The organism is Streptomyces sp. NPDC001902, assembly GCF_042891295.1.
Taxonomy (GTDB): domain Bacteria; phylum Actinomycetota; class Actinomycetes; order Streptomycetales; family Streptomycetaceae; genus Actinacidiphila.
Map to the genome: position 1 here is coordinate 368,939 of NZ_JBIATA010000004.1, position 19,804 is coordinate 388,742.

18 protein-coding genes and 3 tRNA genes are annotated in these 19,804 nt (G+C 73.1%); 7 read left to right on the forward strand and 14 right to left on the reverse strand.

Translation table 11 applies throughout. The features are described from left to right. Nucleotides 1-94: 94 nt before the first annotated feature. The 3 genes from ACFYYN_RS10495 to ACFYYN_RS10505 form a co-directional block, all read right to left on the reverse strand. Nucleotides 95-295 (reverse strand): hypothetical protein, encoded by a 201-nt coding sequence (locus ACFYYN_RS10495; RefSeq protein WP_500322019.1) that lies wholly within the window; start codon nt 293-295, stop codon nt 95-97. A 64-nt stretch (nt 296-359) separates the two neighbouring features. Beyond that, nucleotides 360-1,163 (reverse strand): family 1 encapsulin nanocompartment shell protein, encoded by an 804-nt coding sequence (locus ACFYYN_RS10500; protein WP_500545434.1) that lies wholly within the window; start codon nt 1,161-1,163, stop codon nt 360-362. After that, entirely contained in the window at nt 1,160-2,161 is a 1,002-nt protein-coding gene (locus ACFYYN_RS10505) for a Dyp-type peroxidase (RefSeq protein ID WP_500545435.1), read from the reverse strand. The genes ACFYYN_RS10500 and ACFYYN_RS10505 overlap by 4 nt, the downstream gene beginning before the upstream one ends. Before the next feature lie 125 nt (nt 2,162-2,286). On the opposite strand from ACFYYN_RS10505, the gene ACFYYN_RS10510 reads away from it, so the two are divergent. Continuing rightward, entirely contained in the window at nt 2,287-2,946 is a 660-nt protein-coding gene (locus tag ACFYYN_RS10510) for a YoaK family protein (protein WP_500545436.1), read from the forward strand. An 18-nt stretch (nt 2,947-2,964) separates the two neighbouring features. Here the strand turns inward: ACFYYN_RS10510 and ACFYYN_RS10515 are convergent, their stop codons facing one another. The 5 genes from ACFYYN_RS10515 to ACFYYN_RS10535 form a co-directional block, all read right to left on the reverse strand. Then, a complete protein-coding gene (locus ACFYYN_RS10515; RefSeq protein WP_500545437.1) occupies nt 2,965-4,194 on the reverse strand; it encodes a cytochrome P450 family protein in 1,230 nt (409 codons plus the stop codon). 66 nt (nt 4,195-4,260) lie between these two features. Beyond that, on the reverse strand, nt 4,261-4,434 hold the full coding sequence (locus ACFYYN_RS10520; protein ID WP_500545438.1) for a hypothetical protein: 174 nt from the start codon (nt 4,432-4,434) through the stop codon (nt 4,261-4,263). A gap of 35 nt (nt 4,435-4,469) precedes the next feature. Beyond that, nucleotides 4,470-5,381, reverse strand: a complete 912-nt coding sequence (locus ACFYYN_RS10525; protein WP_500545439.1) for an NmrA family NAD(P)-binding protein — start codon at nt 5,379-5,381, stop codon at nt 4,470-4,472. Nucleotides 5,382-5,396: 15 nt separating this feature from the next. Beyond that, a complete protein-coding gene (locus ACFYYN_RS10530; protein ID WP_500545440.1) occupies nt 5,397-5,777 on the reverse strand; it encodes a hypothetical protein in 381 nt (126 codons plus the stop codon). Nucleotides 5,778-6,051: 274 nt separating this feature from the next. After that, a complete protein-coding gene (locus ACFYYN_RS10535) occupies nt 6,052-7,365 on the reverse strand; it encodes an alginate lyase family protein (RefSeq protein ID WP_500545441.1) in 1,314 nt (437 codons plus the stop codon). A gap of 227 nt (nt 7,366-7,592) precedes the next feature. Between ACFYYN_RS10535 and ACFYYN_RS10540 the strand changes: the two genes are divergently transcribed. Then, on the forward strand, nt 7,593-8,837 hold the full coding sequence (locus ACFYYN_RS10540) for a glycoside hydrolase family 88 protein (protein WP_500545442.1): 1,245 nt from the start codon (nt 7,593-7,595) through the stop codon (nt 8,835-8,837). 170 nt (nt 8,838-9,007) lie between these two features. Beyond that, on the forward strand, nt 9,008-9,472 hold the full coding sequence (locus ACFYYN_RS10545; protein ID WP_500545443.1) for a hypothetical protein: 465 nt from the start codon (nt 9,008-9,010) through the stop codon (nt 9,470-9,472). Nucleotides 9,473-9,716: 244 nt separating this feature from the next. Here the strand turns inward: ACFYYN_RS10545 and ACFYYN_RS10550 are convergent. The 3 genes from ACFYYN_RS10550 to ACFYYN_RS10560 all read right to left on the reverse strand — a co-directional run bounded on the left by ACFYYN_RS10550 (nt 9,717) and on the right by ACFYYN_RS10560 (nt 10,121). After that, nucleotides 9,717-9,793, reverse strand: a tRNA-Ile gene (locus tag ACFYYN_RS10550). Between the two features lie 168 nt (nt 9,794-9,961). Further along, nucleotides 9,962-10,034: transfer RNA gene (locus ACFYYN_RS10555), tRNA-Asn, on the reverse strand. Between the two features lie 14 nt (nt 10,035-10,048). After that, nucleotides 10,049-10,121: transfer RNA gene (locus tag ACFYYN_RS10560), tRNA-Asn, on the reverse strand. Nucleotides 10,122-10,298: 177 nt separating this feature from the next. On the opposite strand from ACFYYN_RS10560, the gene ACFYYN_RS10565 reads away from it, so the two are divergent. The 4 genes from ACFYYN_RS10565 to ACFYYN_RS10580 all read left to right on the forward strand — a co-directional run bounded on the left by ACFYYN_RS10565 (nt 10,299) and on the right by ACFYYN_RS10580 (nt 15,904). Then, complete coding sequence (locus ACFYYN_RS10565; protein ID WP_500545444.1) at nt 10,299-10,598, forward strand: YtxH domain-containing protein; 300 nt, start codon at nt 10,299-10,301, stop codon at nt 10,596-10,598. An 81-nt stretch (nt 10,599-10,679) separates the two neighbouring features. Beyond that, nucleotides 10,680-12,134, forward strand: a complete 1,455-nt coding sequence (locus ACFYYN_RS10570; RefSeq protein WP_500322005.1) for an FGGY family carbohydrate kinase — start codon at nt 10,680-10,682, stop codon at nt 12,132-12,134. Nucleotides 12,135-12,203: 69 nt separating this feature from the next. Next, a complete protein-coding gene (locus tag ACFYYN_RS10575) occupies nt 12,204-13,952 on the forward strand; it encodes an ABC transporter ATP-binding protein (RefSeq protein ID WP_500545445.1) in 1,749 nt (582 codons plus the stop codon). Next, the gene (locus ACFYYN_RS10580; protein WP_500322003.1) at nt 13,949-15,904 is read left to right on the forward strand and encodes an ABC transporter ATP-binding protein; all 1,956 of its coding nucleotides are present in this window, start codon (nt 13,949-13,951) and stop codon (nt 15,902-15,904) included. Before ACFYYN_RS10575 ends, ACFYYN_RS10580 begins: the two co-directional genes overlap by 4 nt. 60 nt (nt 15,905-15,964) lie before the next feature. Here the strand turns inward: ACFYYN_RS10580 and ACFYYN_RS10585 are convergent, their stop codons facing one another. The 3 genes from ACFYYN_RS10585 to ACFYYN_RS10595 form a co-directional block, all read right to left on the reverse strand. Further along, nucleotides 15,965-17,260, reverse strand: a complete 1,296-nt coding sequence (locus tag ACFYYN_RS10585; RefSeq protein ID WP_500545446.1) for an RNA polymerase sigma factor — start codon at nt 17,258-17,260, stop codon at nt 15,965-15,967. 131 nt (nt 17,261-17,391) lie between these two features. Continuing rightward, nucleotides 17,392-19,308, reverse strand: a complete 1,917-nt coding sequence (gene dnaG / locus ACFYYN_RS10590; RefSeq protein ID WP_500545448.1) for a DNA primase — start codon at nt 19,306-19,308, stop codon at nt 17,392-17,394. Between the two features lie 31 nt (nt 19,309-19,339). Beyond that, complete coding sequence (locus tag ACFYYN_RS10595) at nt 19,340-19,789, reverse strand: GNAT family N-acetyltransferase (protein WP_500332381.1); 450 nt, start codon at nt 19,787-19,789, stop codon at nt 19,340-19,342. Nucleotides 19,790-19,804: the final 15 nt, after the last annotated feature.

The following is a 19,804-nucleotide window of genomic DNA, read 5'->3' on the forward strand; positions in this document are numbered from 1 at the left end:
CGTCCCGTGCTCCCCGCGCGCCGCTCCCACGCCGGCGGACGGGGCACGAGGCGCTCCTGCGTCCGGTGCGGCCCGCTCTCGGTGCGGCTCGCTCTCACGCGCGGTGGTGGGGCGCCTCCGTGCCGTCCACGTGGGTGCCCGGCACCACGGGGGCGTGGGCGGGCGGGAGGTCCTCGGGGACGGGCTCACGACCGCCGTCGTCCCCGCCCGCCGAGGCGGCGTGGCGGGCGGGCCCGCCGGTCCTGACCTCGGAACGGTGCGGCCAGAGCGATGTCTTCCTGTGTTTTCCGGTCATAACGGGCGAATACCCCTACCGGGCGCCCGTCACTCGTCATCCGTCACCCGTCACCCGTCATCCGTCACGCGGCGGCCGTGAGCGCGACCGCCGCCTCCGCCGTGTGCACCAGGAAGGTGAGGGTCTCCTGGAAGTACAGCCGCACGCTGGTGTCGTCGTGCGACAGGTAGCCGATGGACACGTCCTGGCCGATGCGCAGCTCGAAGTCGCCGCCGCGGGTGGAGAGCAGGAACGCCCCGTCGATGGCGGGCGCCCACACGATCTCCCCATCGAGGAGCCGGGCCAGGTGGGCGTGGATCGGGTAGCCGTAGTGGGACGTCTCGTTGACGGCGGTGTACGCGTCGGCGCTCAGCGCGAGCGTGTACGGGCCGCCGACGCCGGCGAGGCGGAGCGCCGAGATGGCCTGGCTGACGGCGTTGGGGTAGTCGCGCACGTCCGCGGGGAGGCTCAGCGGCGGGTTCGAGGCGCTCGCGCGGATGCCGGCGATGCCGGCCGCCGCGTACCCCTCGAAGACCGCCCGGTCCTCGGTGAACGCGATGCGCCGGGCGGCGTCCTTCACGGGCTGCCAGTCCGCGTCCTGGGCACCGCGCTCGACGATGTCGACCTCGCTGCGGGCGACCGTGAAGGGCACGCGCAGCTCGACGACCGGCTGCGCGCGGCGCACCCGGGCGAGGACGTCCTCGTGGGGCGCCTCGACCGGGTCGAGGTGGCCGGTGTTCACCCCGGCGAACTCGGGGCCGACGGCCTCGGGCACGTCGACGACGCGGCGGGCGGCGACATGGCGCTTGAAGGTGCGCCGCGCCTCCTCCTCCAGGTCGTCCCAGGCGGCTTCGGAGATCGGGGCGAGTTCCCGGTGCAGGTTGTTCATGACGTGACGGTCTTCCTCAGGTCGCCGATCCCCAGCGACTTCGCGGCCGGGGCGGCCGCGACGGCGGGCGGATCGGGAAGGTCGTCCAGGAAGTCGGCGGAGGGCACGAAGAACAGCGTGCCGGTCACGGCCCGGGAGAAGTCCAGGATCCGGTCGTGGCTCGCCTGCCCGTCGCCGAGGAACATGTTGCGCAGCATCCGCTCGGTAACCTCGGGCGTCCGCGCGTAGCCGATGAAGTACGTCCCGAACTCGGCGGTGCCCACCCGGCCGAAGGGCATGTTGTCGCGGAGGATCTGCCGTTCGGTGCCGTCCGGTTCGACGATCGTGGTCAGGGCGACGTGGGAGTCGGCGGGCTTGACGTCGTCGTCCATCTCGATGTTGCCCAGCTTGCTGCGGCCGATCACCCGCTCCTGCGCCTCCACGGGCAGGGCGTTCCAGGCGTCGAGGTCGTGGACGTACTTCTGCACGATCACGTAGCTGCCGCCCGCGAAGTCCGCATCCTCGTCGCCGGTCAGGACCGCGTCGGTCGCCTCGGGGCCCACCGGGTTCTCGGTGCCGTCGACGAACCCCAGCAGGTCGCGGACGTCGAGGTACTTGAAGCCGTGCACCTCGTCACGGACCGTGACATGGCCGCGCAGCCGGTCCATGACCAGCTGGGCCAGGGCGAAGCACAGGTCCAGCCGGGTGGCCCGGATGTGGAAGAGCAGGTCGCCCGGGGTGGCGGGCGCCTGGTGGCGGGGGCCGGTCAGCTCGGCGAAGGGGTGCAGTGCGGCGGGGCGCGGCCCGCCGAAGAGTCGGCCCCACACGTTCGACCCCACCCCGGCGACACAGCTCAGCCGCCCGTCCGGGGTGCCGAAGCCGACCGAGCGCTGCAGCCCGGACAGGTCCTCCAGCAGATCGCGGACGGCGGTCTCCCCGCCGGGGTCGACCGTCACGACCAGGAAGATCGCGGACGTGGTGAGAGGGCTGAGCACCGGCTGCGGCAGCGGTTCCGCCATCACCACGCTCCTTCGGTTCGGGGGCGCGCCCGGGTCGGGGCGGACACGCACAAGTCTGCTCCGGGGCCCGGCCCGGTGCATCCTGACCAGGAGCGGCGGCGAACCCCTGTGGAAGGCGGCTGGACATGAGCGGTGGCCCGGAAGGGGACCGGCAGCGCCTGCTGACCGTGCTGCTGCTCGTCCTCACCGTGCTCAGCGGGCTGGTCGACGCCGTGAGCATCCTCAGCCTGGGCCATGTCTTCGTGGCGAACATGACGGGCAACCTGGTCTTCGTCAGCCTCGGCCTGGCCGGGGCGCCCCAGTTCTCCGTCGTCACCTCGCTGATGGCCCTCGGCGGCTTCGCCGTGGGCATCCTCTTCTGCCGGGCGGCTCTGGCCCGGCTGACCCGCCCGATCGCGCTCGTGGGCGCGGCCGCGGTGTGCGAGACCGCGCTGCTGGCCTCGGCCACGGCCCTGCACGCGCTGGACGGGCCGCGGCGCGTGCTGGTGGTGGTCTGCGCGGTGGCGATGGGCATCCAGAACGCGATGGCCGGACGCGTCGGCGTCGCGGGCCTGACCACGACCGTGATGACCCGCACCCTGGTCGGGCTGCTCAGCGGCACCGGTGCCACGGCGCACGACCGGCGGATGGCCCTACGCCAGGCACTGAGCGTCGCCGCCCTGGTGGCCGGCGCCCTGGCCGGGGGCCTCCTGGTGCTCCTGGTGACACCGCCCGCCGCCCTGGGCGCGGCCACCGGGTGCGCGCTGGCGGTGGCCGTGGCGGCGACCGTCGCCGCCCGCCGGTGACCCGTCCCGTACCGCCGGTCAGAAACGGACCGGGAGGGCCACCAGGCCGCGGGTGCGCATCGACGGGCGCCACCGCAGCTGCGCGGGGTCCGCGTCCAGGGCGAGCCCCGGGAAGCGGGCCAGCAGCTCGGTGAGCGCGATCCCGGTCTCCAGCCGGGCCAGCGGAGCGCCGAGGCAGTAGTGGATGCCGTGCCCGAGGCCGAGGTGCGCGGTGTCGGCGCGGCCGAGGTCGAGCCGGTCGGGCTCGGGGAAGCGGGCGGGGTCGCGGTTGGCCGCGGCCAGCGACAGCAGCACCGTCTCGCCGGCGGGGACCGTCACGCCGCCGATGGTGACGTCCTCCAGCGGGAAGCGCCGGATGGCCAGCGGCGCCGGCCCGTCCCAGCGGGTCAGCTCCTCGACCGCCGCCGCGGCCCCGCCCGGCTCGGCCCGCAGGGCGGCCAGTTGCCCGGGGTGCGTCAGCAGCGCCAGGACGGCGTTGCCGATGAGCTGCACGGTGTTCTCGTACCCGGCGAACAGGACGAGGAAGGTCAGCGACATCAGCTCGTCCTCGCTGAGCCGGTCGCCGTCGTCACGGGCGGCGATCATCGCCGAGAGCAGGTCGTCCTCGGGGTGGGCGCGCTTGCGCGCGATGAGCTGCCCGAAGTACGCGAGCATGGCGGCGACCGCCTCCTTCGCCGCGGAGGGCCGCGACGGGTCCGGGGCGACCAGGGCGTCCGTCCAGCCCCGGAAGTCGCGGCGGTCGCCGGGGGCGACGCCGAGCAGGTCGCAGATCACCCGGATGGGCAGCGGCGCGGCATAGGCGGCGATCAGGTCCGCGCGGCCGTCGGGGGCGAGAGCGTCCAGGAGTTCGGCGGCGGTACGGCGGACCGGTTCGCGCAGGTCCGCGACGCGGCGCGGGGTGAAGGCCTGCGACACCAGGCGCCGGATGCGGGTGTGGTCCGGCGGGTCCATGTTCAGCAGGTTGGCGTCGAGGGCGGGGGGCAGGGCGAACCCGGAGTAGTTGCCGGGCAGGGCGTTGCGCTTGTCCAGGGACAGCAGCGGGTCGACGAGCGCCTGCCGCACGTCCTCGTACCGGGTGACCACCCAGGCGGGACGCCCGTCGGTACCGGTGACGCGGTGGACGGGACCGGCCTCGCGGAGCCTGCCGTACGCCCCGTAGGGGTCGGCGATCAGCTCGGCGGGGTCAACGGGAGCCTGCCCGGGCGGTGTTGCGTCCGGAGCGGCGTTCGGCGTGGTCGAGGAGGCCATGCCCCCACCCTAAGAGCCGGAGCGTGGCGCTCCGGCCCCTCGCCCGCGGTGCCGCCTCGGCAGGCCCTAACCGAGCGCCGCCGAGAGGAGGGCGGCTGCCACGAGGTAGGCGATCGCGGCCGCGAGGACGACGCCCGCCATGGCGAGCGCCTTCACCGCGGGGACGAGCCCGGTGCGGGCGAGGGCGGGCGCCCGGCCCCGTTCGAGGTGGCCAACCCGACGCCCTGTTGCGCGGACCACTGACGGACCACCGACGACGCGGTCCACCGGCGGCGTCAGCCGAACACCTCCGGGTGCTCCTCGACCAACTCGCGCATGCCGGAGGCCGGTCTGCCCAGGATCTCCCTGACGTCGTCGGTCGCGCGGTCGTACCGGTTCGCCGCGTGGAGGCGGGCCATGGTGGCGATGTGCTGCCGTACGTGCTCGGGGAGCCCCAGGGCGTCCAGTTCCCCGGCCCACTCCTCGTACGGCACGTCGACGTAATCGACCTTCCGCCCCAGCACCTCGGTGAACTCGGCGGCGATCGCCGTCATGTCCCGGGACCCGGCCCCGGTCAGCTCGTGGACCCGGCCGACGTGCGACGCCGGGTCGGCCAGCACCGCCGTGACCACCTCGGCGACGTCACGGGCCGCGACGGGCGAGGTCCGCGCGTCGCCGAAGGGCAGGCGGATCGTGCCGTCCCGGGCGACCGAGCGGAAACCGAGGCCGAGGAAGAGCGGGTTCTCCATGAAGACCGTCGGCCGGATGTGGCAGACCGGCACCCCCGACCAGTCCATGACCTGCTCCGCCAGCCACTGCTGCCACTGCTGCTTCGACTCGGACGTGCTGGTGAGGTTCATCTGGGACACCGTCATCTGCGACATGTTGACCAGCACGTCGAGCCCGCCGTGCGCGCGGGCCACGGCCGCCGTCGTCGCGGCGGCCTGCAGGTACTGCGCCGACACGCCCATCCCGAAGTACATCCGGCCGCAGCCCTCGGCGGCCCGCGCGACGTCCGCGGTCCTGGTCAGGTCGCCGGCGAACACCTCCGCCCCGGTGTCCCGCAGTTGCACCGCCCGCTCGTCCTCGCGGTGGACGAAGGCGCGGACGGGGAAACCGCGTTCCCTCAGCAATTCGACGGTCCTGTGCCCGACCGCCCCCACGCTCCCGGCGGCGCCGGTCACGAGGATCATCGGGCTGTCCGGCATCGTCCGGCCCTTCCGTCAGGACGGCGACATCACGCAGGACTCCGGTGCGCCGCCCGCCTCCAGGCAGGAGACGACCGGCTCCAGCGCCGCCGCCAACTGGTCCTGCGTCATGCCGGGGTGCGCCTCCAGCCACTGCGTGGCGAGGGCGGCGAAGGCCTGCACATGGGGGTCGTCGGCGATGTCCGGATGGGCCTGCAGGAAGGACTGCAGCGCCTCCTGGACGTCCGCCGCGGACCATCCCGAGTCGCCCGGCGCGCAGTGCGAGACGGAACCGTCCTGCCCGCTCCCGGCGTGGCAGCCGTCGTCGGCGACCGCCGTACCGGTGCCGCCGAGGACCAGGGCCCCCGTCGCGAGCGCGGCGATCGTTCCTGCGGCGAGCTTCTTCGCGAGAGCCATGGACTCCACCTCGGATCAGCTGGTCGGATCAGGTGGCCGGATCGGTCGGATCGGTCGGATCGGTCGGCGGCGGTTCGGTGCCGGCGCTCCCGAGGCACCGGGCACACGACGGTGCCTGCGAGGGAGCGCGGATCACCGGCCCCCTGGGGAGGGGCGGGATGGCCGGGGCCCGTGGCACCCGGATCGCGGTGCCGGGCCGTCATCGACAGATACAGCACATCACAGTCACCCGGATGGCGCATCCGGAGGGAACCGGGGCCCCGGCCGTCCCCGTTCAGCCCGTGATGCCGTCCAGTTGCTCCGGTGCGGGCCGCAGCGCCCACAGGTCGCCGCCCGGGGGCGCCTCCAGGTCCGCGAGCGCGGCGCGTGCCCGCCGGTCGCCGTGGTCGGCGGCGGCGTGGACGAGGTCGGAAGCGGCGTAGGCGTGGAAGTCCAGCTCGGGGTGGGGCCACGGCCCGGCACCGGTGGCGGCCGGCAGCAGGAAGTCGACGGCCCGCCGCAGTGACGCGCCGCCCGGGCCCGTGTGGCGCCACAGGTCGACGCCCACGTGGTCGCCGACGGCGGCGAGCCGGGTGAAGGCCACCAGGTTGAAGGTGGAGTAGTGCCAGCTGCGGGTACGCGCCAGCTCCTGCGGCTGGCTGCCGTCGGCGGTGATCTGAGGGTCGATCAGCCCGGCCCGGGCGGCGGTGACGGTCCGCCGGGCGAGCGCGGTGCGGCCGGTGGCGGCGGCGAGCGCGGCGACCTGCATGTGGTGGAAGGTGCCGTGGTTGTTGGCGGCGGCGCTCTCCTGCCTGCCGAAGTCGCTGTCCACCAGCCAGTCGAGGAAGCCGTTCTCCCAGGTCCGCATGCCGTCACGGTCCCGCGCCGACCAGCCGGGTGCGCCCAGATCGAGGACGGCCGTGGCGTCGAGGAGGCTGGTGAAGCCCTGGGAGAAGTCGATGATGCCGATGGCACGCCCGTCGTAACGGCACGGGATGGCCTGCGCGTTGCCCAGGTTCGGGTTCATCCGTGTCGCCGGGTCGACGAACCAGGTGCGCAGGATGCGGGCGGCGTGCTCGGCGTAGGCGTGCCTTCCGGTGTAGTACCAGGCGAGGGAGAGCTCGTAGGCCGACTCGAAGACCTTGCCCCGCTCGTCGTGGTCGGTGAGCCCGTCGACCTCGGGGTTGCGCTCCCCGTCGCGCTGCACGTACGGGCAGCCCTGGGGGTTGTCCGGGGTCCTGGGCGCGCCGGGCCACCAGTAGGGGGCCTGGCTGAAGTAGTCGTGCAGGTCACCGCTGGGCGGGACGCGGTCCTTGTCCACGACCGTCCAGGGGCCCTGCCCCAGCCAGGCGTCGGCCTGGACGACGAGGTCCCGCAGGGCGCGGCGGGCCCGCGGATCGCCGGCGCGCAGCCGGGCCTTCGCCCGTACCAGGTCCTTCCCGTCGAGGACGACCGTCCGCGGTGCCGTGGTGGGCCCGCCGGCCGTGCCGTGGCGCCCGTCCGGCCGGGCCGCGGCCGGGGCGGCGGAGGCCAGCGGGACGAGGAGGGCCGCGAGGGCGGCGACGACGCCTGCGCGGCGGCGCCAGGAGTGGCCCCAAGGGGTGCGCATGTCTCTTCTCCCTCTGTCTCTCTATATGAACGGAGCACATCTCCGTGAATGCGCCACCGGAACCTAGGCCAGTGTCGACGGGGCGTCAAGAGCGCCCCTCCAGCCACCCTCGACGACGGTTCGTTCACGTACAAGAACTTGCGCCACGTAGGTGTACAGCACTGTCATAGGGATGCCAGGCTGACCCTGGCCTCCTCGCGACCCCCCACTCCGAATGGCAGGCACCCATGGGCATCTCCCGGCGCCATCTGCTGACCACCGCCGCGGGCGCCGCCGCGGCGACCACCGCGCTCGCTCCCCCGGCACAAGCCGCACCCCCCGCGCACACCGCGTACGCCGACGACCCGGCCGCGACCACCCGCACGCTGCGGGAGACGGCGGACTACGCGGTGGCGAAGCTGCGCGCGGTGGCACCCGGGGTGACCTCGTTCCCGGTCATCACGAAGTTCGAGAAGTGGACCTACTCCGCCGACGGCGACTGGGTGGGCGGGTTCTGGCCCGGCACGCTGTGGATGGCGTGGCTGCACAGCGGCGACCCGCAGTTCCGCTCCCTGGCCCTCGCCGCCGCGGAACGGCTGGCGCCCCGGCGCACCGACACCGGCACGCACGACCTCGGTTTCCTCTTCTCCCCGTCCTGGGTGACCGCCTGGCGCCTGACCGGCGACCCCAAGTGGCGCGACGGCGCCCTGCAGGCGGCGTCCTCCCTGATCAAGCGGTACAACACGGCAGGCCGTTTCATCCGGGCCTGGGGCGCGCTCGGCAGCGCCGACAACGCGGGCCGGGTGATCATGGACACGATGATGAACCTCGACCTCCTGGCCTTCGCCGGCCGGCAGACCGGGGACCCGGCCTACCTCGACATCGCCGTCGCGCACGCGCGGACCACCCAGCGCCACTTCCTGCGGCCCGACGGCTCCACGCCGCACGTCTTCGACTTCGACCCGGCCACCGGCGCCCCCGTCGGGCCCAACACCGTGCAGGGCTACAGCCCCGCCTCCTGCTGGTCCCGCGGCCAGGCCTGGGGCGTCTACGGCTTCACCACGATGTTCCGCCGCACCGGCCACCCGGAGTTCCTCGCCACGGCCCGCAGGCTCGCGGACTTCGCGCTCGGCGCGCTGACGCCCGATCACGTCCCCGTCTGGGACTACCTCGCCCCGCAGCAGCCGAACGACGTCAAGGACGCCTCGGCCGGCGCGGTCATGGCCTGCGGCCTGCTCGACCTCGCCGCAGCCACCGGCACGGCCCGCTACCGCGAGAGCGCCCTGCAGCTGCTCCTCGCCCTGTCCCGCACCTGCCTGACCACCCGCTCCACCCGCGCCCAGGCCGTCGTCGCCCGCTGCACCCGCAACCGCCCCGCCGAGGACGGCGTCGAGGTCTCCGTCCCCTACGCCGACTACTACCTCCTGGAGGGCATCCTCCGCGTCCTGCGCCCCGCGGACGCCGACCGGGCGATCGACCTGTCCACGGTGTGACGCGCCGTCCGGCGGCGCCGGATTCCCCGCGCGGCCCCTCCCCGGCGAACGCGACCGCGTACCAGGGCAGTTGGGCGGCCGCGCGGGCCCGCCGCCCCGGTCACCGTTCCGTCCCCGGCGCTTCCGCGGACGCGTAGGATGCGCAGGCCACTCACACGGGGAGGGCCGGAATGGCCGCCAATGAGAGCTCAGACCTCGCGCCGCACGCGCGCAGCCGATCAGGGCTGCGTGCAGCACTGGCCGTCTGCGCCGCCGCAACGACGGCCCTCACCCTCGCCGGGTGCACCAGCGGTGACGGCGTCACCGGGCAGAGAGCCACAGCCCTGGCCGAAGCACAGTCCGTCTGCCGATCATGGGGCTTCGGCCAGGACGCCCACCTGCCGGGCCCCGACCCCACCGTGCCGGTGCACGTGGACACGGCAGCGGCAGAGGCGAGCGCCACCGCCAACAAGGCTTCGCACGCCGAAAACCTCGACACGGCATGGACCCCGCTCGCGGTGGCCTCCCACACGATGGCGGTGATCGTGCAGGGCGAGGTCACGTTCGAGCACTTGCCACCTGACCTCCAAAGCGACTTCCGCGACGCGTACTTCACGGCAGCCGAGGAGTGCCGCAAAGCGTACGCGGCCGGGTGACGACGGGACCCGCATCCCGCACCCGCCCGTCCCCGCCGGCGGTGCGCCTCAGCGAATGGGCGTACCGGGAGCGCGTCCCGCACAGCCGTACGGCCGGGCGCGTGGCCTTCCGCCCGCCCCGCACCGGGCCGTCGCCGAGCCCTTCGACGGACCGGCCAACGATCAGTGAAGCCCCTCCGGGTGACCCGGAGGGGCTTCGTTCGTTATCCCGCTGCAGGTCCTGAACCTGCGGGCCCACGGCCCTTGGTGGGGCGGGTGGGACTCGAACCCACGACCGACGGATTATGAGTCCGCTGCTCTAACCGGCTGAGCTACCGCCCCGTACGGCGTGCCGTCACCATCCCGTGCACGCCGTCTGCCGCAGCATAGCTGCTCATACGATCTGTCGCCCTCGCGGGTCACAGACGCACCACCTGGTGGACTGCGATCACCGGATGACCGGTTCCCGGGGACACGAAAAAGGACCCCCACGGGGGTCCTTGACCGCTGCTCCCCCGACTGGACTCGAACCAGTAACCTGCCGGTTAACAGCCGGCTGCTCTGCCAATTGAGCTACAGGGGATAGAGGAGCGCGAGCTCCCCCGACTGGACTCGAACCAGTAACCTGCCGGTTAACAGCCGGCTGCTCTGCCAATTGAGCTACAGGGGATCGCTCCGCTTGCACCGAATGCACCCGTTTCCGGCATCCCGGACGGCGTGCGCTCGCTGCGACACATACATTAGCGCAAGGTGGGGGGTGCTCCGCCAACCGGTATCTCCGTGGTTGTCCGCTGGCCACGACGGGTAGGCGCGAAGCACAGCCCCGAGACGAGGAGAGGGTGGAGCCATGCGCTACCGGCTGACGTTCATCAGCGGGGTCGCCGTCGGGTACGTGCTCGGGGCGCGGGCCGGCCGCGACCGGTACGAGCAGCTGCGCAAGAGCGCCCAGCGCGTCGCGCAGAACCCGGCGGTGCGGAACACCGTGGAGTCCGCGGGCCAAGCGGGCCGCGGGGCGGCCGTGAAGGCCGTGGACGCGGTGACCGCCAAGGTCGGGGACCGGCTGCCGCCGGCGGTCGCGGAGCGGCTGCGCCGCGTGCGCGGCAACGGCTCGGCGGTCGAGGACGACTGGGGCACCAGCAACACCTGACGACGCCGGTCCGGCGCGGGCGGATGCGGGTGAAGGTGCCCGGTTTTCCGCCGTACGCGCCGGGTGCGGCATGATGCCCGCATGGGGATTGTGGCGGGGATCGACAGCTCGGGCAGCGGCACGACGGTCGTCGTGTGCGACACCGAAAACGGAGCCGTGCTCCGGCAGACGCACGCCCCGCACCCCCTGCCGGGCGGCGAGGGCGCCGGGACGCCGACCGAGATCGACCCCGAGGCCTGGCTGCTGTCGCTGGGCGAGGCCGCCAAGGGCGGGATGCTCGAGGGCGTGGAGGCCATCGGGGTCTCCGGACAGCAGCACGGGATGCTGGCGCTGGACGCCGGCGGGGCGCTCGTGCGGCCCGCACTGCTCTGGAACGACAAGCGGGCGCAGATCCAGGCCGCCGACCTGACCGAGGAGCTGGGCGGTCCCGGCGCCTGGGCCGAGGCGGTCGGGGCGGTGCCGCAGGCCGCGTACCCGGTGGCCAAGCTGCGCTGGCTGGCCCGGCACGAACCCGCCTCGGCGCAGCGCACCGCGCAGGTGCTGCTGCCGCACGACTGGCTGGTGTGGCAGCTCATGGGCCGCCCCCGGCGGCGCACGACGGACCGGGGCGACGCCTCGGGCACGGGCTACTGGTCGGCGGCGACCGGACAGTGGCGCACGGACATCGTGGAGCTGGCGCTCGGCCATCCGGTGCAGCTGCCCGACGTGCTGGCCCCCGCCGAGCCGGCCGGCCGGACCCCGGAGGGGCTGCTGATCTCGGCCGGTACCGGGGACAACATGGCGGCCGCCCTCGGACTGGGCGTCGGCCCGGGGGACGCGGTGGTGTCGCTGGGAGCGGCCGGGACGGTCTTCGCGGTGCACCACCACGCGCTGAGCGACCCGACCGGCCTGATCACCTCCTTCGCCGACGCGACCGGCCGCCATCTGCCGGTCGTTCACACCCGCAACGCCGTACGGGTGCTGCGCGGCACCGCCGAGCTCCTCGGCACCGACCTGGCCGGGCTGTCGGAGCTGGCGATGCGCTCCACCCCGGGTTCGTACGGCCTGGTGCTGCTGCCGTACCTGGAGGGCGAGCGCACACCTGACCTGCCGCACACCGCGGGGACGCTGCACGGGCTGCGGCGCGAGAGCATGAAGCCGGAGCACCTGGCGCGGGCGGCGTTCGAGGGGATGCTGTGCGGGCTGGCGGACGCGCTGGACGTGCTGCGGGCGCGCGGGGTGGAGGTGCGCCGGATCTTCCTGCTGGGCCCGGCGGGTGACCTCCCCGCCGTACGGTCGATGGCCCCGGCGCTGCTGGGCGCGCAGGTCGTCGTGCCGCCGCCGGGCGAGTACGCGGCGCTGGGCGCGGCCCGGCAGGCGGCCTGGTCACTGGGGGTGGTGAACGGCACGGCCTCGCCGGAGCAGCCTCCGTACTGGCACCCCGCGGACTACGCCGTGGCCGAACCGGGCCCGGACGACGGGCCGATCGGGCACTCGGTGCGGCAGCAGTACGTCGCGGTGCGTGAGCAGACGCATCCGGGGGCGTTCCCGGGTTGATCCCGGAGTCGGCCATGGGCCGGTAAATCGTGTGCCTACGGCAACCATCGGACTATAGGGTCATCCGTCGTGCTGATCCGTCTCCTCCGGTCCCATCTCCTTCCCTACAGGCGTGCCGTCTCCGTGCTCGTCGTACTGCAGCTCGTGGCGACCCTCGCCATGCTCTACCTGCCCACCCTCAACGCCGACATCATCGACGACGGCGTCGTCAAGGGGGACACGGGTTACATCCTCCGGGTCGGCGCCATCATGCTCGCCGTGACCCTCGTCCAGCTCGCCTGCTCGGTGGGCGCCGTCTACCACGGCGCCCGCACCTCGATGGCGGTCGGCCGGGACATCCGCGCCTCCGTCTTCGACCGGGTGCAGCGCTTCTCCTCCCGCGAGGTCGGGCAGTTCGGCGCCCCCTCGCTGATCACCCGGACGACCAACGACGTCCAGCAGGTGCAGATGCTGGTGCTGATGACCTTCACGCTGATGGTCTCGGCACCGATCATGTGCTTCGGCGGCATCATCATGGCGCTCGGCCAGGACGTGCCGCTGTCCTCGCTGCTGCTGGCGGTGGTGCCGGTGCTGGGCGTGCTGGTGCTGCTGCTGGTACGGAAGCTGCGTCCGCTCTTCCGCTCCATGCAGGAACGGCTCGACACGGTGAACCGGGTACTGCGGGAGCAGATCACCGGCATCCGGGTCATCCGCGCCTTCGTCAAGGACGATTTCGAGCAGGCCCGCTTCCGCAAGGCCAACGACGACCTGACGGACGTCGCGCTGCGCGCCGGGCGGATGATGACGCTGATGTTCCCGGTCGCGATGGCCGTCGTGAACGTCACGAGCGTGGCCGTGCTGTGGTTCGGCGCCCACCGGATCGACAGCGGCGGCATGCAGATCGGCGCGCTCACCGCCTTCATCAGCTACCTGATGCAGATCCTCATGTCGATCATGATGGCCACCTTCATGGTGATGATGGTGCCGCGTGCCGAGGTCTGCGCCGAGCGCATCGAGGAGGTGCTGGGCACCGACCCGAGCGTCACCCCGCCCGCCGATCCGGTGCGGCTCGCGGTACGGCGCGGCGAGCTGGAGCTGCGCGCCGCGGACTTCGCGTACCCGGGCGCCGAGGCCGAGGTGCTGCGCGGCATCGACCTGGTCGCCCGGCCCGGGGAGACCACGGCGGTGATCGGCTCCACCGGCAGCGGCAAGACGACCCTGCTGGGTCTGGTGCCGCGGCTGTTCGACGCCACCGGCGGCCAGGTGCTGATCGACGGCACCGACGTCCGTGAACTGGACGCGGCGCACCTGGCCGAGACGGTCGCCCTGGTCCCGCAGAAGCCGTACCTGTTCACCGGGACGGTCGCCTCCAACCTGCGCTACGGCAACCCCGAGGCCACCGACGAGGAGCTCTGGCACGCCCTGGAGATCGCGCAGGCCCGGGAGTTCGTGGAGCGGCTCGCGCAGGAGGGCGGCGGCTCCGGACTCGACGCCCCGATCGCCCAGGGCGGCACCAACGTCTCCGGCGGCCAGCGCCAGCGCCTCGCCATCGCGCGGGCCCTGGTGCGCAAGCCCACCGTCTACCTCTTCGACGACTCCTTCTCCGCGCTGGACTACGCCACCGACGCCGCGCTGCGCCGGGCGCTGGCCCGGGAGACGGCGGACGCGACCGTCGTGATCGTCGCGCAGCGGGTCAGCACCATCCGCGACGCCGACCGGATCGTGGTCCTCGACGAGGGCCGTGTGGTCGGCACGGGCACCCACCACGAACTGATGGACGGCAATCCCACGTACCGGGAGATCGTGCTCTCCCAGCTCACCGAGCAGGAGGCGGCATGAGCGTCCCCGCGCCCCGGAGGGGGCCCGCACCCACGGCGGGGCCGATGCGGTTCATGGGCGGCCAGCCCACCGAGCGGTCCATGGACTTCAAGGGCTCCGGCAAGCGGCTGCTGGGGCTGATGCGCCCCGAGCGCACCCTGGTCGTCGCCATGCTGGCCTGCACGACGCTGGGCGTCGCCCTCAACGTCATCGGCCCGAGGATCCTGGGCAAGGCCACCGACCTGATCTTCGCCGGGGTCCTCGGCCGTTCGCTGCCCGCGGGCACCGACAAGGCCGGGGCGATCGAGCACCTGCGGCAGGAGGGCAGCAACACCCTCGCCGACCTGCTGCAGTCCGCCGACTTCACCCCGGGCGCCGGGATCGACTTCGACGCCGTGGGCCACGTGCTGCTGACCGCCCTCGCGATCTACGCGGCCGCCGCGGTCTTCGCGGTCGTCCAGGGCCGGCTGGCCACGACGGTCATCCAGCGCACCGTGTTCCGGCTGCGCCAGGACGTCGAGGCGAAGCTGGCCCGGCTGCCCCTGTCGTACTTCGACCGGCAGCCGCGCGGCGAGGTGCTGAGCCGGGCCACCAACGACATCGACAACATCGGCCAGACGCTGCAGCAGACGATGGGGCAGATCATCTTCGCGCTGCTGTCGATCGTGGGCGTGCTGGTGATGATGTTCTCGATCTCCTGGCTGCTGGCGCTGGTGGCGCTGGTGACCGTGCCGCTGTCGGTGTTCGTCGCCACGGCGGTCGGCAAGCGGGCCCAGCCGCAGTTCGTGCAGCAGTGGCGGACCACCGGCAAGCTCAACGCCCACATCGAGGAGATGTACACCGGGCACACCCTGGTGAAGGTCTTCGGCCGCCAGGAGGAGTCCGCGGAGGCCTTCCGCGAGCAGAACGAGGCGCTCTACCAGTCGGGCTTCCGGGCGCAGTTCATCTCGGGCGTCATCCAGCCCGCGATGATGTTCATCGGGAACGTCAACTACATCCTGGTGGCCGTCGTGGGCGGGCTGCGGGTGGCCAGCGGCGCGCTGTCCATCGGCGACGTCCAGGCCTTCATCCAGTACAGCCGGCAGTTCAGCCAGCCGCTGACCCAGGTGGCGAGCATGTCCAACCTGGTGCAGTCCGGGGTCGCCTCCGCCGAGCGGGTCTTCGAGCTGCTCGACGCCCAGGAGCAGAGCCCCGAGCCGAAGACGCTCGGGCTGCGCAAGGAGCAGCACGGCGAGGTCCGATTCGAGGACGTGGCGTTCCGCTACGAGCCGGAGAAGCCGCTCATCGAGGACCTGTCGCTGACCGTCGAACCGGGCCACACGGTCGCCATCGTCGGCCCGACCGGCGCGGGCAAGACCACGCTGGTCAACCTGCTCATGCGCTTCTACGAGGTCACCGGCGGGCGGATCACCGTCGACGGCACCGACATCGCGTCCCTGCCGCGGGAGGAACTCCGCTCCGGCATCGGCATGGTGCTGCAGGACACGTGGCTGTTCGGCGGCACGATCGCGGAGAACATCGCGTACGGCACCGAGGGCGCGACCCGCGAGCAGGTCGAGGAGGCCGCGCGCGCCGCGCACGCGGACCGCTTCGTCCGCACCCTCCCGGACGGGTACGACACCGTCATCGACGACGAGGGCACGGGCGTCAGCGCCGGCGAGAAGCAGCTGATCACCATCGCGCGGGCGTTCCTGTCCGACCCGGTGATCCTCGTCCTCGACGAGGCCACCAGCTCGGTCGACACCCGTACCGAGGTGCTGATCCAGCGGGCCATGGCGCAGCTCAGCCACGGGCGGACCAGCTTCGTCATCGCGCACCGGCTGTCCACGATCCGCGACGCGGACGTCATCTTGGTGATGGAGAGCGGCGCCATCGTCGAACAGGGCACCCACGAGGAGCTGCTGACCAAGGACGGCGCCTACGCCCGGCTGTACGCGGCGCAGTTCGCGCAGGCGGTGGCGGAGGTCGACTGACCGGCCGCGAGGCCGCGACGCGAGCCCCCGCCGGCCCGGCCGGCGGGGGCTCGCGCGTGCTCAGTCCAGGTAGCCGCGCAGCTGGTCGGCGAAGGCGTGGTCGCGCAGCTTGTTGAGGGTCTTGGACTCGATCTGCCGGATGCGCTCGCGGGTGACGCCGAAGATCCGGCCGATCTCCTCCAGGGTGCGCGGGCGCCCGTCGGCCAGGCCGTACCGCAGCTGGACGACCTTGCGCTCGCGCTCGCCGAGGGTGGACAGCACCGCCTCCAGGTGCTCGCGCAGCAGCAGGAAGGCGGCGGACTCCACGGGCGAGGTGGCGTCGCCGTCCTCGATGAGGTCACCGAGGGCGACGTCCTCCTCCTCGCCGACCGGGGCGTGCAGGCTCACCGGCTCCTGCGCCAGGCGCAGCACCTCGCTCACCCGCTCCGGGGGGATCTCCAGGTGGGCGCCGACCTCTTCGGTGGAGGGCTCGTAGCCACGTTCCTGCAGCAGGCGGCGCTGGACGCGCACGACGCGGTTGATCAGCTCCACGACGTGGACCGGGACCCGGATGGTGCGGGCCTGGTCGGCCAGGGCGCGGCTCATGGCCTGGCGGATCCACCAGGTCGCGTAGGTGGAGAACTTGTAGCCGCGGGCGTAGTCGAACTTCTCCACGGCGCGGATCAGCCCGAGGTTGCCCTCCTGGACCAGGTCGAGCATGGTCAGGCCGCGGCCCACGTACCGCTTGGCGACGGAGACGACCAGGCGCAGGTTGGCCTCGATCAGGCGGCGCTTGGCCATCCGGCCGAGCACGACCAGCCGGTCGAGGTCGACGGCGAGCCGGGAGTCGGGGTCCGGAGTGCCGTTCAGCTTCTCCTCGGCGAAGAGGCCGGCCTCGACCCGGCGGGCGAGTTCGACCTCCTCCTCGGCGGTGAGCAGGGGTATCCGGCCGATCTCGCGCAGGTACTGGCGGAACAGGTCCGCGGACGGGCCGAAGACCTCGTCGCCGGACCGCCGTACGGGGCCCGGGTCGGCATCGGACTCGGGGTCGGGGTCGGACCCCGTCTCCGCCGCGGCCTCCGCACGCGCCTGCGCCTCGTCGGGTCCGCCGGCCGGTTCCTCGGGGTGCACGGCCGCGTGGTTCTGCTCCGGCACGCGCTCCAGCAGGTCGTCGGCCGGGGCCGTCAGGGGCGTCAGTGTCTGGATGTGCACGGGAGAGACCTCCACGGTGAGCGCAGCCACGGACTCGGAGACGCGCCGCGACGGAACGGTCGCGGCGTCCTCGCCACGGCCCGTCCGGGAGTTCGCCGTCAGCGGCACTCCGGTGGCGTCACCATCGACACCGCTCGGCAGTCCGCGCTCCGAGGACTCTTGCACCGCCCCCAGTGTGGCCTACGGCACACCATGCCCACGAGGGTCGTGCGCCGCTTTTTTGTGACGGAGGGCAACCCCCTCGTCACGCCCGCGTCCCCGTCCCTTCCCGGGCGGGACGGCCGTCCGCGCCCGGCTCAGAGGGCCGCGACGCCCTGTTCGCGCAGGCGCTGGCCGTACTGCTGGAGCGCCCACAGCTCGCCCTGGACGGCGGCGAGCTGGGCCTCGTCGGCGCGCGGGCCCTGGGCGCTCAGCCGGGTGTGGTCGGCGTTGAGCTGGGTGATGCGGCGGGCGACCGCCTGACGGCGTACGTCGACGAGGATCTTGCCGGCGTAGACGTCCGGCGCCTTGTGCTGGACCGGCTCGACGGCGAGTTCGGTCACCAGCGAGCGCACGGTGTCGTCCGGTGCCACGTCGCGGACCCGGACGAGGAACTCGGCGTCGGCGGCCTCGGCACCGCCCGCCTCGGCGATGGCGCGGCGCACGGCGGCGTACGGCGGTGCGGTGAACTCGTCCTCGCCGTAGGCGTCGAAGGCCGGGGAGACCAGTTCCGGGTGCTGGAGGGCGAGCTTGAGCAGTTCGCGCTCGACCCGGTGGGCGGGGCTGCGCATGTCCAGCCGCGGCCCGCGCGGACCGGCCGGCGCGGCGGGGCCCGGGGCCGCGTCGGGGCGCGCCGCGGCGCCCCGGCCCGGCTGGGCGGCGCCGCCGGACTGGCGGCGTTCGCGCTGCCAGCGGGCGAGCTGGGAGACACGGCGCACCACGAACTGCGAGTCGAGGATGCCGAGCATGCCGGCCAGCTGCACCGCGTACTCGTGCTGGATGGACGCGTTCTTGATGCCCGCGACGATGGGCGCGCCCGCTTCCAGCGCGGAGGCCCGGCCCTCGGCGGTGTCGAGGTTGTAGCGGGCGACGACCGACGTCAGGGCGAAGGCGAACAGCGGGGTACGGGTGTCCACCAGCCGCTGCACGGCGGCGTCGCCCTCGGCGAGGCGCAGGTCGCAGGGGTCCATGCCGCCGGGGGTGATGGCGATGGAGGTCTCGGCGGCGAACTTCTGGTCGTCCTCGAAGGCGCGCAGGGCGGCCTTCTGGCCGGCCTCGTCGCCGTCGAAGGTGAAGACGACCTCGGCGCCCGAGTTGTCCATCAGCAGCCGGCGGAGGATCTTGATGTGATCGCCGCCGAAGGCGGTGCCGCAGGTCGCGATGGCGGTGGTGACGCCCGCGAGGTGGCACGCCATGACGTCGGTGTAGCCCTCGACGACGACGGCCCGGCTGGTGCGGGCGATCTCCTTCTTCGCCAGGTCGATGCCGTACAGGACCTGGGACTTCTTGTAGATCGGCGTCTCGGGGGTGTTGAGGTACTTCGGGCCCTGGTCGTCCTCGCGCAGCTTGCGCGCGCCGAAGCCGATCACCTCACCGGTGATGTCGCGGATCGGCCAGATCAGCCGGCCGCGGAAGCGGTCGATGGCACCGCCGCGGCGGCTCTCGCTGGCGAGTCCGGAGACGATCAGCTCGCGGTCGGTGAAGCCCTTGCCGCGCAGGAAGCGGACGAGGTGGTCCCAGCCCGCCGGGGCGTAGCCGACGCCAAAGTGCTCGGCGGCGGCCTGGTCGAAGCCCCGCTCGGTGAGGAACTTCCGGCCGATCTCGGCCTCGGCCCCGCCCAGCTGCTCGACGTAGAACTGCGCGGCCGCCTTGTGCGCCTCGACCAGCCGGATCCGCTCGCCCTGCTGCCGGCCCGGGGTGTAGCCGCCCTCCTCGTACCGCAGCGTGATGCCCGCCACGGCGGCGAGCCGCTCGACCGCCTCCGAGAAGGACAGGTGGTCGACCTTCATCACGAAGTCGAGGGTGTCGCCGCCCTCCTGGCAGCCGAAGCAGTGGTAGAGCCCCTTGCTCGGGCTCACGTGGAAGGAGGGCGACTTCTCGTCGTGGAAGGGGCACAGGCCCTTCAGGTTGCCGCCGCCCGCGTTCCTGAGCTGCAGGTACTCGGACACGACGGCGTCGATCGGGACCGCGTCCCGTACCGCCTTGACGTCCTCGTCCCTGATCCGCCCAGCCACGGAAGGATTCTACGGCGCGGCCCGGGGAAGGTCAGACCAGCTTGGCGACGAAGAGGAAGTGCGGCCCGGCCGGCTCCAGCACGAACTCCTCCCCCACCGCCATGAAGCCCTGCCCCTCCCAGAAGCCGCGCGCCGAGGTACGGCCGTTGCACCACACCAGCTCGGCCCCGCGCTGCCGGGCCTGCTCCAGCGCGGCGTGCAGCAGCGCAGCGCCGTAGCCGCGGCCGCGGACCTCCGGGGCGCTGGCCATGCCGCGGATGCGGTACGCGATCGCGCCGTCGCCGGGCAGCTGCTCCGGGAAGAGCGTGACGCACGCCACGACCTCGTCGCCGCCGTCGCCGCCGTAGGCCGCCATGTGGAAGGCGAGCGGATGACCGTCCTCCAGGAAGATCGCCGACTTCCGCGGGAGCCCGGGCCGCAGCACCCTCCAGCGCAGTTCGAAGATCTCCTCGACGGGTACGACGGCGGTCCTGGGCTCCATGACAGTCATGCTAGG